Raw genomic sequence first — 16207 nt, 5'->3', positions numbered from 1 at the left:
AGCCATATCCCCGTCCTAAGCCCGCCATTAAAGGGAAAAATCCCATTAAATAGGCCAACCCCCCGTCCCGAGCCCACCATTAAGGGGAAAAATCCCCTTCCTCCACTAATCCCCACACAAAAGCTACCCCGCCCCGCGCCTCGAAACAGCCGCCCCTGTTCCTAGTTACTCCTCAGCCCGCACACTAAGCCGGTACTGCCGGGGGGCCATGCCTATCTTCCGCCTGAACAGCTGGTAGAAAAATTTCAGATCGGCATAGCCGACGGCTGCAGCAATCTCGGCAACGCTGTGGCTGGTGCCCGCAAGCAGCCGGCAGGCAGCGTCCATGCGGATATTGTGCAGGTAAGCGGTGAAGCTCATGCCGGTCTGCTGCCGGAAGAGCCGGCTGAACTGCCGCTCACTGAGGTTGGCTGCAGCGGCCATCCCGCTGAGCGTCAGACCGCCGGCATAATGGATTTTCATGCTGGCGATGGCTTCTTCGACCGCCATCCATTGCGGTCTCGCCCCTATAGATGTGCCGGTCTGCAGCTGCTGTCTGTACAGGCCGGTCAGCAGCCGCACAATGAGCGCGGCTATAACGGCCAAATACCCCGGCAGCCTGGCCGAGAACTCGCTGTACAGCTCCTGGAAATGCGAATGGTAGGCTCCGGTTGTGTCTTTTATGGAGAACCAGGGCATATGCTCATCTGCGAAATAATCACAAATATCCGCAGCCTGCGGAAAAGCCCCCCGGAGCCCGGTCAAATAGTCCACCGGAAAAAGGCAGTTATATACGATCAGCGGCCGGTCCTTCTTGGTTGTTCTGGGCCGGAACACATGGCTGCGCCCGACGGGGATAAAGAACAGGGTTCCATGCTCCACCGGCAGTGCCTCATCGTCAATGTAATGAACCCCTGAGCCTTCACTGACATATGTAATTTCGACGAATTCATGAGAATGCTCATGCAGCTCGAAATTTTCGTAGGCACGGTTAACATAGACGGGAATATCCGGTCCAAAAAACGCCTGGCCCGACATCACGAAGCTGCTGCGTCTGACGGTCATGCGGATTACTCCTTTTCAGCGTTGGATAATATACTGACTTCATCCTAAGCAATCAGGCTGGGAATGTCCAGATCAGCCTATAAGAATGTCCGGAACAGCCCCCATATACAACGAATCTGCCCCATACAATAGACGTAGAAATGCCGGAAACGGAAGGGAGACAGGAAACCGTGAACGGCCTGAGGACTACATCTTACTTAAAGGAGCGGCTTAAATGACCCAGTGTAAAGTGTTAAACCTAATGGTGGATTACAGAAGAAATCCCTTAGGAATGGATGATCTTAACCCTCGGCTCAGCTGGCAGATCCAGGCGGAGACAAGAGGCTTCATCCAATCCGCATATCAGATTCAGGCGGGCTGTGATCCGTCTTTTGAAGCAGAAGCAGAGCTCGTGTGGGATACCGGAAAGGTCGTATCCGATTCCAGTGTGCACATAGAATACCAGGGGAAAACCTTACAGCCGCGCACCCGTTATTACTTCAGAATCCGGGCATGGGATTCCGAAGGTAACGGCTCAGCCTGGAGCGCACCGGCATACTGGGAAACGGGATTGCTCTCAACGCAAAACTGGCAGGCGAGCTGGATAACGGCACCCGTTCCCGGGCAGCTCACTGAGAAAAGCGAAGACCCGTGCGATTATTTCCGCACACAATTCGAGCTTCCTGCCGGTGCTGTCTCTGCGCGCATTTACGCAACATCACTTGGCTTGTACAGATTATATGTAAACGGTTCCCCGGCGGATGATACACTGTTCAACCCCGGCTGGACGAGCTACAACAAACGGCTGCAGTATCAGACCTATGATGTGACCCGGATGCTCACGGCGGGCGGGAATACACTTGGCTGTATCGTAGGGAACGGCTGGTACAAAGGCTATTTGGCCTGGGACGGAGGCAAAGACCATTACGGCAAACAGCGTGCGTTACTCGTTCAACTGCATATTACATTAGCCGACGGCTCGGAACAAATCATTGTCACAGACGGCAGCTGGCGCACTTCAACCGGACCGCTGCTGATGTCAGAGCTGTATCACGGTGAAACCTATGATGCGCGGCTTGAGCCTGAAGGATGGGCTTCTCCCAACTTTGCGGGCCACCATTGGAAGCAAGCGGCACTAACGGACGCTCCGCCTCCGCTGCTGGTAGCCCAGGAGAACGAGCCGGCCCGGATTGTTGAAACCATTAAGCCTATCGCGGTCATAACTACACCGGCAGGAGCAACTGTGCTGGATATGGGCCAGAATATGGTCGGCTGGGTCAGATTTAGAGTAGATGCTGAAGCCGGTACAGTGGTTACGCTGCAGCATGCCGAGGTGCTGGACCGGGACGGTAATTTTTATACCGGTAACCTGCGTTCCGCCAAGCAGACCGTGACTTATATCTGCCGGGGCGGAGAGCCGGAGACATTTGAGCCGCATTTTACATTCCAGGGCTTCCGTTATGTCCAAGTGACGGGTGTGCCGCACGATCAGCTGCTGGAACAGTTCACCGGCTGTGTGATCCATTCTGATCTGGAGCAGACCGGCAGCTTCAGCTGCTCGGATGAGCTGGTGAACCAGCTGCAGCATAATATTCTGTGGGGCCAAAAAGGGAATTTCCTCGATGTGCCGACCGACTGCCCGCAGCGTGACGAAAGACTCGGCTGGACGGGCGATGCGCAGGTGTTCATCCGTACGGCGGCCTTTAATATGAATGTGGTGCCTTTTTTTGAAAAATGGTTAAAGGATCTCGCTGCCGACCAGGAGGCGGACGGAAGAGTGCCGCATGTCATTCCTGACATCCCGACAGCAGGTTATGGATCTTCTGCCTGGGGGGATGCCGCCGTCATTTGTCCGTGGACACTTTACCAGTGCTACGGGGACGTCCGTATACTGAAGCAGCAGTATCCCAGCATGAAGGCTTGGGTGGAATATATCCGTGCCCAGGGCGAGCATGAATTCCTGTGGAACACCGGCCACCACTTTGGAGACTGGCTGGGGCTGGATGCGAAGGAGAACAGCTACATTGGGGCAACGCCGAAGGATTTGATCGCCACCGCTTTTTTTGCCTATTCAACAGAGCTTTTGGCCAAAACCGCAGAGGTAACCGGGCAACAGGAGGAGGCTGAGAAATACCGTCAGCTGCACGGCAATATCATCCGCGCTTTCCGTGAGGATTCGTAACGCCAAGCGGCCGGGTGGCCTCTCCCACACAAACGGCTTATGCAGTTGTGCTGATGTTCGATCTTTTGGAGGAAAAAGACCGTCCGCGTACGGCTGCGATGCTTGCTGATCATGTAAAAGAAAACGGAACCCATCTGACGACCGGCTTTGTGGGGACGCCGTATCTGTGCCTGGTCCTCTCCCGCTTCGGGTACACCGACCTGGCCTATGAGCTGGTGCTGCAGAAGGAATACCCTTCCTGGCTGTATTCCGTCCTTCAGGGGGCGACGACGATCTGGGAGCACTGGGATGGAATCAAGCCGGACGGCTCCTTCTGGAGCGACAATATGAACTCTTACAACCATTATGCTTACGGCGCTGTCGGGGACTGGCTCTACCGTATTGCCGGGGGGATCGAGCTTATCGAGCCGGGCTACAAAAAAATCCGCATCCAGCCCCAGCCGGGCGGTCAGCTCACTTGGGCGGAAGCTTCCTACAGTTCCGTATACGGACCAATCCGGTCAGCATGGAGCAAGCTGGCAGATGGTTCACTGGAGCTGAAGATAACGGTCCCGGCCAATACTACGGCTGAGCTCGTACTGCCGTCCGGGCAGCGGGGGAGGATTTTGGAGAGCGGGGAAGCGCTGGATCATGTAAGCGGGGTTCTATCCGCAGAAGAGAACGCCGGTGTCCGGAAGCTGACCATAGGATCGGGGAATTACCGGTTCACGATTGCTTAAAACGATAATTGCAAAAAAAGTGGCAGCTATAGACGGGAATACAGTGTCTTTAGACTGCCGCTTTTTGATTGGCTTAACGGGAATGATTAATTTGCCTTGGCAAGCTTTGTGCTGCGGACCGAGGAGGCGGCGTATACGACAAGCGCTGTCCAGATAAGTGCGAAGCCGAGGAGCAGAACAGGCGAGACCGTTTCCTTAAACACAAATATGCTCAATAACAGCATAATGGTCGGCCCGATGTATTGTACAAAGCCGAGTGCGGACAGTGACATCCGGGCAGCTGCCCGGGCAAAAAAGAGCAGGGGCAAGGCCGTTACCGCGCCGGAGAGAAGCAACCCGGCAAACATCGACGGGGACAGCGCCCAGGCTGTAGACTCTCCTGTGACCGCCAAATAGATCCAATAGCCGAGCGCGATGGGCAAAACTACGGCTGTCTCTGACAGCAAGCCCACAGAAGCATCCTGTATGGTCTTCTTCTTGGCCAGGCCGTACAGGCCGAACGACACGGCCAGCGAGATCGCGATCCACGGGAAACGTCCATAGTTGATGGCGATAATAAGCACCGCGGCGCTGGCGATGGCAATCGCAAGCCATTGGCCGCGGTTTGGCTTCTCATGGAGAAAGACGACTGCAAGGAGCACATTAAACAGCGGGTTCAGATAATAGCCGAGACTGGTCTCGACGACATGCCCGTTATTCACCGCCCAGATAAAGATGAGCCAATTCACAGCGATCAGAAGTCCGCTGGCTGTGAGCGATAACAGCTGTGAGCGGCTGGCCGCAATCCGCCTGATATCACCCCAGCGGCGCTGGACGGCGACGAAAACAGCCATGAAAACGAACGACCAGACTACCCGGTGCGACAGAATCTCACCTGCCGGCACATCATTAAATAACTTCCAATACAGCGGGAGAATTCCCCACATGATATAAGCGATTATAGCGTTGACCAATCCGTTATTCATTTCCAATTCTCCTCTTCACGTTTAAACACTACAGCTGAAAGCTCTCCTTAATTCTCTGTGCGACCTCAGCGGCAGACAGGTTCGTATTGTTGATTCTTAAATAACGCTCCCTGGTGATTTCCCCCTCATGAGAATTCAGCCGGTGCTGTTCCATCGTCTGCAGCAGGTTCTGCTCAGAGCGGGTGACATCCCGTTTGGTGGGCTTATGCTCAAGCCGGTGGGGTGTTTTGTTCCGTTCCAGCCGTTCCTCAAGAGCGGTCTCAAGCTCAACCAGGTATACTTCACCGCCCCGTTCTTCGATTATGGTACAGACGGATTCGATGTAATCCCAGTCATTCTGCAGATCAAAGGCCCATACGTAGGTGAAAATCATTCCATACAGCCCGCTGCCGGCAGCCGTTTCGAATATGTCCTGGCGGAATTTGTTGACGAGCTCCCACATCTCCGGACTGAAGCCGAAAAAAGGTACAAGCAGCTCAATCGTCATATGGTTGTGGAACAGCTTCAGCTCTGTGATCTTTTCCAGCTCATGTCCGATGGTCATTTTGCCGGAGCCTGCGGCCCGAATAGAATGATCAGCTTCATCTAAATCCCCCTGTGAGCATTTTGATTCATAATAACACAGGAAAAAGAAACGGGCGTATCATTAAATGCACAGCTTATAGGGTAATGAACGGTATGCGGCAGAGATGACTATGAACGAGGGGGTTACACAATGCTGATCCTTAGGGTGCTGGCAGGCTTGGCGCTGTTTATTCTTGGGCTTCTGTATCTTGTACAGAGCAAAGTGACCGTGAACATAACCACGCCTAATAAAGTGGAGACCAAAAAGTATACGAAAGGCGTTCCGCTGATTTTATCCAGAATCGCCGGTATAGCCCTGATGATTCTCGGTGTGCTGATCTGGATTTTCGGATTCCCGCATTTTTCTGATTGAATGATAATTTTCTCCAAAAGAAAGATAGGATCGGACATTCATCCGGCTGCCCGGGGTTGGTAGGATTAGATGGAAACATCATCAACCGGATAAATGGAGGTTCTACCCTGGTGAATATACAATTTTCTGCCCCTGCTGTTTATTGGACAGAAGCGCTGCCTGCAGGGAACGGTAATCTTGGCGCAATGGTATTTGGCGGTATTGAGCGTGAACGGATTGCTTTGAATGAAGATACCCTCTGGTCAGGTTATCCCCGCGAATGGAACAATCCGGGAGCCAGGGAGGTATTGCCGGAGGTAAGATCCCTGATTGCTCAGGGCCGCTATGGGGAGGCGGATCAGCTCAGCAAGCAAATGATGGGCCCATACACGCAGTCCTACCTGCCGCTGGGGGACCTGAATATTACGATGGAGCACGGACAATCCATAGAGCGGGGAAGCTACAGTCGGAAGCTGGATCTTTCAGCCGGTCTGGTCAGCGTACAATACAGGATCGGCGGTGTGCAGTATAAGCGTGAGGTGCTTGTCTCGCATCCGGATCAGGTTATAGCCGTCAGGCTGACGGCCAGCCGGGAAGGTGCGCTGAGCTTCCTTGCCGCACTGGACAGCCCGCTTCGCCACAGTATCCGGCTTGAGCAGGAGCACTTTACGATCTCCGGCCATGCTCCCGAGCATGTGGACCCGAATTATTATGCGTCTGCCGAGCCGGTCCGTTACGGAACCTCCGGAGCATCCCGGGGTTTGCAATTCCAGGGAAGGCTCGCAGTAATACATGAGGGCGGAAGCCTGCATGCGGGAGTGGAAGGACTGCATCTTAGCGGGGCGACCTCGGCCACGCTGTACTTCAGCGCAGCGACAAGCTTCGATCCGCTGCTCAGGGCAAGCAGCCCGGAACGTATTCCCGGGGAGGTGACCGCCCGGATTATTCAGGCGGCCGGCAGCAGGGACTACGCTGCGGTTCTGCAGGATCACCTGCGGGATCACCGTGCGCTTTTTGACAGAGTGAAGCTGCATCTCGGGCCAGGCAAGGCTCCTGCCGATCTGCCGACCGACCAGCGGATCGCCGAATACGGAAGCAGTGATCCGGGGCTGGTGGAGCTGCTGTTTCATTACGGCAGATATCTGCTGATCGCCAGCTCCCGGCCGGGAACCCAGCCTGCGAACCTGCAGGGGATCTGGAACCAGGAGACCCGTGCTCCGTGGAGCTCCAACTATACGCTGAACATCAATGCCGAAATGAATTACTGGCCGGCGGAGGTGTGCAATCTGGCCGAGCTGCATGAGCCGTTCATTGATTATATCGGCAGTCTGGCGGTCAATGGCCGGAAGACTGCCGAGGTAAACTATGGCGCCAGAGGCTGGGTTGCCCATCACAATTCCGACCTGTGGGCCCAGACAGGCCCGGCAGGCGCTTACGGTGACGGTGATCCGGTGTGGACGCTCTGGCCCATGGGCGCGGTGTGGCTGACCCAGCATTTGTGGGAGCATTATCTTTTCAGCGGAGATATGGATTATCTGCGTGAGACCGCGTATCCGGTGATGAAGGATGCGGCGCTGTTCTGCCTGGACTGGCTGATTGAGAATGAGGATGGAGAGCTGATTACGTCACCTTCCACCTCTCCGGAGCATAAGTTTGAAGCCGGAGGCGGACTGCATGCTGTCAGTGAAGCAGCAACGATGGATCTGTCGCTGATCGCCGAATTGTTCAGCAACTGTATGGAGTCAGCGGAATTGCTGCAGATGGATGAAGAGTTCGCTGGTACCCTGGCGCGTGCGAAGGCGCGCATGCTGCCTCTGCGCGTTGACCAGCAGGGCAGGCTGCAGGAATGGTCTGAGGATTATCCGGAGGAGGACGTCCATCACCGTCACGTCTCCCATCTGGTTGGTGTATATCCGGGCCGGCTGATCTCGGAGCAGTCAGCGCCTGAGCTGTTCCGGGCAGCCAGAACCGCGCTGGAGATCCGGGGAGACGGCGGAACAGGCTGGAGCCTGGGCTGGAAAATCAGCCTGTGGGCCCGCTTCAGGGACGGCAACCGGGCAGAGCGGCTGATTTCCAACCTGCTCACCCTTGTCAGGGAAAATGAGACAGAGCGTAACCGGGCTGCAGAGGGCGGCGTATACGCGAATCTGTTCGATGCCCATCCGCCGTTTCAGATTGACGGCAACTTTGCCGCCACTTCGGGCATTGCCGAGATGCTGCTGCAGTCCCATCAGGGATTCCTTGCGCTGCTGCCGGCGCTGCCGGACTCCTGGCCGGACGGATATGTGAAAGGACTGCGCGCCAGAGGCGGCTATGAAGTAGAGCTGGACTGGAGCAATGGAAGCTTGTCCGGGGCGGTTATTACGGCCTCCCATACACAAACCTGCCGGGTACTGGCCGGTCAACTGATTCAGATTAGCGAAGCCGGAACCAGAGTAGAGAATGTTACGGTAACGGATGGGATTGCCGAGTTTCCGGTTGAAGCCGGCAAGCGGTATACGCTCACCGTACAGAAATAGCCTGTTCAGCCCAAAAAACCTCATTGCTGAGGTTTTTTGCGTTTACCTGCAACAGCTCCCGGCTGAAGGTCAGCCGGTAAGCTGAGGGCGAGAACCCGGTGGATGCCTTGAATATTCTCGATAAATAGGAGATGTCGGGTATGCCGACCTTGTCACCGATTTCCGACAGCAGAAGATTAGTGGTTGCAAGCAGCAGCTTGGCTTCCTCGAGTCTTTTTTTATTAATGTATTGAATCGGGGAGGTCCCGAACTGCCGTTTAAACACACGGATAAAATAATTGGGCTGCAGGTGCGCCAGCTCAGCCAGCTCTTCAATGGTCAGATTCCGGTGATAGCAGCGCTGAATATGCGAGATGACCTGCTGAAGCGGCTCAGATACCGCTGCCGGCCTGAGGCCTTGCGGGGTTACGGCACTGTGTTCCAGATAGTGGGCTATAAGCTTGAGCATGGCGGATTTGACGAGCAGCGGACCAGTGATGGCAGGATCTTTATGGTGCTTCAGCAGCTCACGGAAAAGCTCAATCGGCCCGCTGTCCTGCTCCGTGTCGATCCAGAGCGGCGTCTGCAGCAGATCAAACAGATTGCGTTCCCCGATCCGCGCGGTAAAATGACACCAGTACTTTGTGTACCTGGGGCCGGAGGTATAAGAAAAGGACTGCTTGATGCCCTGCGGCATCAGGAACCATTCCCCGGGCTGCGGACTGAACTCGGCATCGCCGATTTTCAGCCAGCCCTCCCCTTCACATATCAGGTAAAACTTGTTGTAGTCGGGTGTGTAATCCAGCTCCCGCCAGTCGGTCCACACCTGATTGTATCCTGCAGCCGTTACGCGTACCTCAAGATTCTCCATATACATCCGGGTTAATTGCTGATTGTTCACATTCATACTCTCCGATCCGTAAGCAGTGGACATCAAGAATTCTCTTAGATGATTTTAGCATGCAATGCCGGAATCCGGCCAATATCTGACGGTTATCCCGGGGCTCTGAAACTTTCCGTAATCCAATATTTACAAAGTGCACGGGTCAGCGTACAGTTCAAATAGGGAATATTTATTTGGGCTAAGTGCTTAGGGTGATCCTTGAATATATATATAGCTGCTAAGGTAAAGGGAGGACAGTAATGGCATACAGTGAAGTTGAGTTGCGCACATCATTAACGTTATCGGTTCCGGTTATTCTGGACAGTCATTATCAGTCCTTAATGAGGAAGGAAAACGGTCTTGCCGGGTTTATAGAATCACATAAGGAACTGCTGGATTCCAGCTTCACTGCGATTTTATTACATATGATAGAAGCCCTGTACATGAACGCTGCCGATTATGGGCGGTTTCTGGATAATTCGCACAGGGAGGGTGTCCAGCAAGGGATATTCCTCGCAGACATCTTCGGCGAACACTTTGATATTATGATGGAGATGAGCAAGGATCTGAACCTGACAGCCCAGAACATCATGTTCGGAATTATTGAGGAGAAGGTGGATGACTCCGTGAACCGGCTGTTTTTTAACGGCCGTCTGATGGAATGCAACTGGGTCCGGTTTACCGGTTTTGCCAGGGGCTATCTGTCTAATAGAAATGAGGAAATTGACAGCCTGCATGAGCAAAAAATAGCAGTAATGGGGCAGATGGCTGCAGGAATGGCACATGAAATCCGCAATCCGCTGGCTTCTATCAAGGGCTTCGCCCAACTGATCAATAACCGGCTGAATGAACCCGAGATCAAGGCGGCAGAATTGCGAAGCTATCTGGATATCACGATTAAGGAGATTGATAACCTGAACAGACTGGTCACGGATTTTCTAGTGCTCTCCCGGAAGGGGGACAGCCTGCAAAGAGATGGTGAAATTTTCAATGTAATTGAAGTTATACACCGGGTTGTAAATATCGTGAATCAGCTCATCCTCAGCGATAATATTGTTCTTAATGTGGATTATTCTGCAGAACAGGTGTGGACGCTGGGAAGCGCCTCGCAGCTGGAGCAGGTCTTCCTGAATATTTTGAAGAACAGCATCGACGCCTTCACAGCCTTCAGCGGCAGAATTGATGTTACTATTACGACGCAGGATGAGACAGACGAAATCATCCTGGTTTTTACCGATAACGGAGCAGGTATTCCGAAGGATAAGCTAAACCGGATTTTTGACCCGTTTTTTACCACGAAGCAAAAAGGAACCGGTATCGGGTTGTCCATCTGCAAACAATTAATCGAAATGTACGGCGGACAGATCCAGGTGAATTCGGAAATAATGGTGGGAACGAGTGTGAAGGTCAGCCTGCCGTGGGTCAGCGATTATGCTGCTTGTATGGAGGGAAATGTATCATAAGCTATGTGAGTATAAGAATGCAGAAAGGACCTGCAGGGAGGCGGGTCTTTTTGTTATATATGAAGCAGATATGAAGCGGCCGGGCGGAACTGTTTTGTATTGAGGTTGCGAGTGTGATTAATATATTTATTAATTAAAAACCGTAACCTGATTCATTGAAATGATATTAAGTCATCTGCTTCAATAATAATGGATTGACTCCTTCCAGTTCATCTGTCTATAATACTTTTATAATTATAAATGTATTAATAAATATATTAACTAAATAAGTTTATGCAGAGAGGACCCAAACTAATGGATAAACAGACCAAGCTGAAGGTGTATGCGCAACAAACGGGAGCCCCGCTGGGCGATTTGTTCGGCATTTTCTTTGAAGATCTCAACCATGCAGCCGACGGGGGATTGTATGCGGAGCTGGTCCAGAACCGCTCGTTTGAATTCGATCCAATTGATCATCCCACCTACCACGCTTTGACAGCCTGGGAAAAGGCAGAGCGCGGAGGCGGGCGTGCGGAGCTGAGCATTGCGAGTGAATCCCCATTCCATCCCAAAAACCCGCACTATGCGGTGATTGAAATCACTGAGCCTGGAGACGGTGTGGGCCTGTCCAATGCCGGCTTCAATACAGGTATTCCGGTAAAGGAAGGCGAGCATTACCTGTTCTCGCTCTATGCACGGCGCAGTGACAGCTTCAGCACCCCGTTGCGTGTCCTCATTGAAGACAGCAACGGGGCGGTATGTGCTTCAGCTGAGCTGACCGTAGAGTCGGATCAGTGGCAGAAATATGAAGCGGTTCTCACGGCTGGCTGCACCGACAATGCCTGCAGGCTGGTCATACTGACCGGCGGGCAGGGAAGACTCGAGGTTGATCTGGTATCGTTGTTCCCTCAGAAGACCTATCTCGGACGCCGTAACGGACTGCGTGAGGATATTGCCGTCCTGCTGGCTGACATGAAGCCGAAATTTATGCGTTTTCCCGGCGGCTGCCTTGTTCATGACGGGTCACTGAACCCGGATGACCGGAATTCGATGTACCGCTGGAAGAATACAATCGGGGAGCTTGCTGCACGCCCGGCGAGACGGAATAACTGGCAGTACAATCAGACGCTGGGTCTGGGCTACTACGAATACTTCCAGTTCTGCGAAGACATCGGGGCCAAGGCCATTCCTGTTCTGCCGGGCGGCTATGATCCCCACCACAAGCGGATCGTTCCCCTTGACGAGCTCGGACCATGGATTCAGGATGCACTGGACCTGATTGAATTCGCCACAGGCGACGCAACGACGGAGTGGGGCGGAATCCGCAGCTCACTCGGCCATCCTGAGCCCTTCGGGCTGGAATACATCGCGATCGGCAACGAGGAGGTCGGCGAGCCGTTCTTTGAGCGGTATCCGTATTTCCACAAGGCGATCAAGGAGCGGTATCCTCATATTCAGGTAATCAACAGCAGCGGTCCGTTTGCTGCCGGCGGCGAATATGAGCGGGGCTGGGCCTCGGCCAGAGAACACGGCTCGGATCTGGTTGACGAGCATTACTACCAGTCCCCGGAGTGGTTCCTGGCCAACATGGACCGGTACGACAGCTTCAAGGCGGATGAGCCTAAGGTATTCCTTGGTGAATATGCTTCCTGGGGCAATACCTACTATAACGCCCTGGTGGAAGCCGCATTCATGACCCGGCTGGAGAGCAATGCCCATGCCGTCGGCCTGGCCTGCTACGCGCCGATGCTGTGCAATGTCGACTATGTTAACTGGAAGCCGGATATGATCTGGTTCAATAACCATGAGGTGTTCGGTACGCCGAATTATTATGTACAGAAGCTGTTTATGAACCATCAGGGGGACCGGCTGCTGAGAATTGCTGCCGAGAATCTTCCGGAGAAGCCGGAGCCTGTTCAGGAGCCGGTGAAGGGCAGCATTGTCCTGGCTGCAGAGAAATCTGCCGTTACGTACAGCAACATTACGCTGATCAACAATCTTACAGGTGAACAGAAGATGATCGAAGCGCCTGTCGAGCTTAATGATACGGAAGGCACTGCGAGCAAAGAGGAAGAACAGCGTTCATTCCTGCTGGGGGAAACGGACTGGAGTGATTATACGCTCAGATTGACTGCCCGCAAAACAGGCGGCGTCCGCGCCTTCCTGATCTTCTTCGGCATGCAGGATTGCAAGAACCGGCTGAACTGGGAGCTTGGCGGCTGGCAGAACCAGGACAGCACGCTGAGTGCGGTAACTGACGGCCGGGGCTCCTGCATGACTCAAAGCCTGTTCACTGTGGAGAATGATACCGATTATGAGCTGGAGCTGCATGTCAGCGGCCGCGTGATTACGGCTTCAATAAACGGGGCTGTTATCAACTCGGCAGAAGACCGTGTGCCGGACATTCAGCCGCTGTATTATACGGCAAGTGTGGAGGAGGCAACCGGCGATGTGATCGTCAAGGCGGTCAACGTGCTGGACACTCCGCTTCCAGTTACAGTCGAACTGCAGGAATTGGCCGCAGCTACTTACCAGGCTGAGGTCCATGAGCTGTCGGGAGTGGAGCTGGATGCAGAGAACAGCTTTGCCGAGCCGCTGAAGGTCAGCCCGTCCAGCCGGACGATCGCCTTTGAAGCAAGCAGCTTTGATTATGAGTTCCCGGCACATTCGGTTACTGTATTCAGAGTACAGAAGGCTTAAGCAAAACGGAAGGCCCGCTTTTAGCTATTACACTATCTATTAATCCCGCAGGGAGGGTTCATCTTGTCCGAAAAACCAACTTATTCCGGTTATCTGTTAGTCCATTTTATCGGGGAGCAGCCTGATGGTGAACAGGTCTATTTCTCTTACAGCGAGAACGGCCTGCATTGGAAGGATCTGAATGGAGGCCTGCCGGTTCTGCGGTCAGAGCTGGGGGAAAAGGGGGCCAGAGATCCCTTTATTGTCCGTTCGCCTAAGGAAGGGAAATTCTATCTGATCGCCACCGATCTGCGCATTGCCAGCGGCAAGGGCTGGGGTGCGGCCGTTGAGGAAGGAAGCCGTGATATTATCGTCTGGGAATCCGCCGATCTGGTGAACTGGTCAGAGCCTTGGCCGGTTACTGTCGGGGTAGAAGGAGCCGGCTGTGTATGGGCTCCTGAAGCCATATATGACGAGGCTGCGGACGAATTCCTGGTATTTTGGGCTTCCGCTACACAGGAGCCGCAGGAAATCGCCCGGAAGCACAAAATCTACAGCTCGCGCACGAAGGACTTCCGTACCTTCACGCCGGCTGAGAAATATATCGAGCGCGACAACCATATTATTGATACTACAATTATTGAGGCAGGCGGCAAGTATTACCGCTATTCCAAGGATGAGACAACAAAGAATATCCGGGTAGAGGAAGGCGCGTCGCTGGACAAGGATGCCTTCAGCTATGTAGACGCTCCTGTTCTCGAAGCCATCATGGGTGTGGAAGGCCCGGAAATCTTCAAGCTGAACGGGCGTGAGGAATGGTGCCTGATCGTGGACCGCTATGCGGAGGGTAAGGGCTATCTGCCGCTCCTAACTTCTGACCCCGGCAGCGGCGAGTTCCGGGTGCTGGAAGACAGCGAGTTTGACCTGGGCAGAAACAAAAAGCGCCATGGCGGCGTGCTGCCAATCACCTTTGAAGAGTCCAGCCTGCTGCTGCAGGCCTTCGGGGACGGCCACCAGGTACTGCCGGGCCAATTCGCTGATCCGGATCTGGCCAAGTTCGGTGACCGTTACTATCTGTACCCGACAACAGACGGCTTTACCGGCTGGTCGGGAACGCAGTTCCATGTCTTCTCTTCGGATGATCTGAAGCTGTGGAAGGACGAAGGCGTCATTCTGGATCTGGCAACCGATGATGTGCCGTGGGCAGTCAGCAGCGCCTGGGCTCCGTGTATCGCCAGCAAGGAAGGCCGCTACTTCTATTATTTCTGCGGCAAAAAACCGGACGGTGAGAGTGCGATCGGCGTAGCGGTTGCCGATGCTCCTGCCGGACCGTTCACTGCACAGCCGGAGCCGCTCATTACCATGGAGCAGCTGAAGCGGCTGGGAATCGTCATGGGACAGGCGATTGACCCGTCCATTTATGCCGAGGATGACGGCAAGGTATATCTGCTGTTCGGAAACAGTCACGCTGCGGTTGTTGAGCTGGGCGCAGATATGATTTCGGTGGTTGAAGACACCATGCGGAATCTGGAAGGACTGTATGACTTCCGGGAAGCAGTCACCGTGCTCAAACGGGACGGGCTGTATCATTTCACCTGGTCCTGTGACGACACAGGCAGCGAAGATTATCATGTGAACTATGGAACAGCGGAGCAGCTGTACGGGCCGGTATCTTATCAGTATACGGTTCTCAGCAAAAACAAAGACAAGGATATGCTCGGCACCGCCCACCACTCTATCCTGCAAGACCCGGATACCGGGAAGTACTGGATTGCCTACCACCGGTTCGTTACACCGCTGACCCGGTTCAACGATTACAAGGGAATACACCGCGAAACCTGCATAGATCCGTTAAGCTTCGGCGAGAACGGGCTGATGCAGCCGGTGAACCTGTAGAAGCTTCAGATAATCAGGAGGTTGAATAGAGATGAAAGAAATCATTACCAATCCATTAGTCCTGCAGCGGGCGGATCCCTGCATCTACCGGCACAGTGACGGCTACTATTATTTCACCGCTTCAGTTCCCGAGTACGACCGGATTGAGCTGCGCAGAGCGCGGACCCTCGGGGAGCTTGCCGGCAGCGAGCCGGTAGTCATTTGGAGCAAGCATGTCACCGGCATTATGAGCGGTTATGTATGGGCGCCTGAGATTCATTTTATCGGCGGCAAATGGTATGTGTACTTCTCCGCAGGCAGCGACGATGCGCCTTTTGCACAGCGTCTGTATGTACTGGAGAACGGATCGGACAATCCGCTTACAGGAAGCTGGGAAGAGAAGGGCCGGATTTATACCGCCTGGGATACCTTCTCGCTGGATGCAACAACCTTTGAGCATGCGGGAGTGCGGTATCTGGTGTGGGCCCAGGAGGACCCTTCGGTCCAGGGCAACTCCAGCCTGTTCATCTCGAAGATGGCTAACCCGTGGACGCTGGAAGGCGGACAGACGGTGCTTACCCGGCCGGAGTATGACTGGGAAGTAATCGGCTATCGGGTTAATGAAGGGGCAGCGGTCCTCAAAAAGAACGGTAAAATCTTTCTGACGTATTCTGCCAGCGCCACTAACCATAATTACTGCATGGGAATGCTCACGGCAGCAGCTGACAGTGATTTGCTGGATGCCGGCTCATGGACCAAATCCGCGGTTCCTGTCTTCACCTCAAGCGAGGAGACCGGCCAGTATGGACCCGGGCATAACAGCTTTACGGTATCGGCTGACGGATCGCAAGAGCTGATCGTCTATCATGCCAGAAACTATAAGGAGATTACAGGCGATCCCCTGTTTGATCCGAACCGTCATGCCCGTGTCCAGCCGGTAGGGTGGGATGAGCAGGGGCAGCCGGTATTCGGCCTGCCGGTACCGGACGGCAAAGAACTGCAGCTCTAAATAAACGAATGAACCG

11 protein-coding genes and 1 pseudogene are annotated in these 16207 nt (G+C 54.0%); 8 read left to right on the top strand and 4 right to left on the bottom strand.

Features of this window, described 5'->3' with window-relative positions; translation table 11 throughout:
• Nucleotides 1-165: 165 nt before the first annotated feature.
• The gene (locus tag AWJ19_RS25185; RefSeq protein WP_068727997.1) at nucleotides 166-1044 is read right to left on the bottom strand and encodes an AraC family transcriptional regulator; all 879 of its coding nucleotides are present in this window, start codon (nucleotides 1042-1044) and stop codon (nucleotides 166-168) included.
• Nucleotides 1045-1258: 214 nt separating this feature from the next.
• Between AWJ19_RS25185 and AWJ19_RS25180 the strand changes: the two genes are divergently transcribed.
• Both AWJ19_RS25180 and AWJ19_RS37705 read left to right on the top strand, forming a co-directional pair.
• The gene (locus tag AWJ19_RS25180) at nucleotides 1259-3205 is read left to right on the top strand and encodes a family 78 glycoside hydrolase catalytic domain (protein WP_347231152.1); all 1947 of its coding nucleotides are present in this window, start codon (nucleotides 1259-1261) and stop codon (nucleotides 3203-3205) included.
• 53 nt (nucleotides 3206-3258) lie between these two features.
• Nucleotides 3259-3924 (top strand): alpha-L-rhamnosidase C-terminal domain-containing protein, encoded by a 666-nt coding sequence (locus AWJ19_RS37705; protein WP_347231151.1) that lies wholly within the window; start codon nucleotides 3259-3261, stop codon nucleotides 3922-3924.
• An 86-nt stretch (nucleotides 3925-4010) separates the two neighbouring features.
• Here the strand turns inward: AWJ19_RS37705 and rarD are convergent, their stop codons facing one another.
• Together rarD and AWJ19_RS25170 are read right to left on the bottom strand one after the other, a co-directional pair.
• Complete coding sequence (gene rarD, locus AWJ19_RS25175; RefSeq protein WP_068727996.1) at nucleotides 4011-4889, bottom strand: EamA family transporter RarD; 879 nt, start codon at nucleotides 4887-4889, stop codon at nucleotides 4011-4013.
• A 28-nt stretch (nucleotides 4890-4917) separates the two neighbouring features.
• Nucleotides 4918-5474: pseudogene (locus AWJ19_RS25170) on the bottom strand (shikimate kinase).
• 130 nt (nucleotides 5475-5604) lie between these two features.
• On the opposite strand from AWJ19_RS25170, the gene AWJ19_RS25165 reads away from it, so the two are divergent.
• Together AWJ19_RS25165 and AWJ19_RS25160 are read left to right on the top strand one after the other, a co-directional pair.
• Entirely contained in the window at nucleotides 5605-5826 is a 222-nt protein-coding gene (locus AWJ19_RS25165) for a hypothetical protein (protein WP_068727995.1), read from the top strand.
• A 110-nt stretch (nucleotides 5827-5936) separates the two neighbouring features.
• Nucleotides 5937-8324 (top strand): glycoside hydrolase family 95 protein, encoded by a 2388-nt coding sequence (locus tag AWJ19_RS25160; protein WP_068727994.1) that lies wholly within the window; start codon nucleotides 5937-5939, stop codon nucleotides 8322-8324.
• On the opposite strand, the gene AWJ19_RS25155 is transcribed toward AWJ19_RS25160, so the two are convergent.
• Complete coding sequence (locus tag AWJ19_RS25155) at nucleotides 8308-9204, bottom strand: AraC family transcriptional regulator (RefSeq protein WP_198536635.1); 897 nt, start codon at nucleotides 9202-9204, stop codon at nucleotides 8308-8310. The two genes, AWJ19_RS25160 and AWJ19_RS25155, sit on opposite strands and share 17 nt — an antisense overlap.
• Before the next feature lie 242 nt (nucleotides 9205-9446).
• On the opposite strand from AWJ19_RS25155, the gene AWJ19_RS25150 reads away from it, so the two are divergent.
• The 4 genes from AWJ19_RS25150 (at nucleotide 9447) to AWJ19_RS25135 (ending at nucleotide 16191) form a co-directional block, all read left to right on the top strand.
• Nucleotides 9447-10649: an ATP-binding protein gene (locus AWJ19_RS25150; protein WP_068727993.1), complete on the top strand. Its 1203-nt coding sequence runs from the start codon at nucleotides 9447-9449 to the stop codon at nucleotides 10647-10649.
• A gap of 294 nt (nucleotides 10650-10943) precedes the next feature.
• Nucleotides 10944-13328 carry an alpha-L-arabinofuranosidase C-terminal domain-containing protein gene (locus AWJ19_RS25145; protein WP_068727992.1) on the top strand — a complete coding sequence of 795 codons (2385 nt, stop codon included), beginning with the start codon at nucleotides 10944-10946 and terminating at the stop codon, nucleotides 13326-13328.
• A 63-nt stretch (nucleotides 13329-13391) separates the two neighbouring features.
• A complete protein-coding gene (locus tag AWJ19_RS25140; RefSeq protein ID WP_241781881.1) occupies nucleotides 13392-15203 on the top strand; it encodes a family 43 glycosylhydrolase in 1812 nt (603 codons plus the stop codon).
• Nucleotides 15204-15234: 31 nt separating this feature from the next.
• Nucleotides 15235-16191, top strand: coding sequence for a glycoside hydrolase family 43 protein (locus AWJ19_RS25135; RefSeq protein ID WP_068727990.1), 957 nt, complete (start codon nucleotides 15235-15237; stop codon nucleotides 16189-16191).
• Nucleotides 16192-16207 lie beyond the last annotated feature (16 nt).

It is taken from the genome of Paenibacillus sp. DMB5 (genome assembly GCF_001517085.1).
Classification (GTDB): Bacteria; Bacillota; Bacilli; order Paenibacillales; family Paenibacillaceae; genus Paenibacillus_AQ.
The sequence above is the reverse complement of the archived record's forward strand: the minus strand, read 5'-3'. Positions and strand labels throughout refer to the sequence as shown.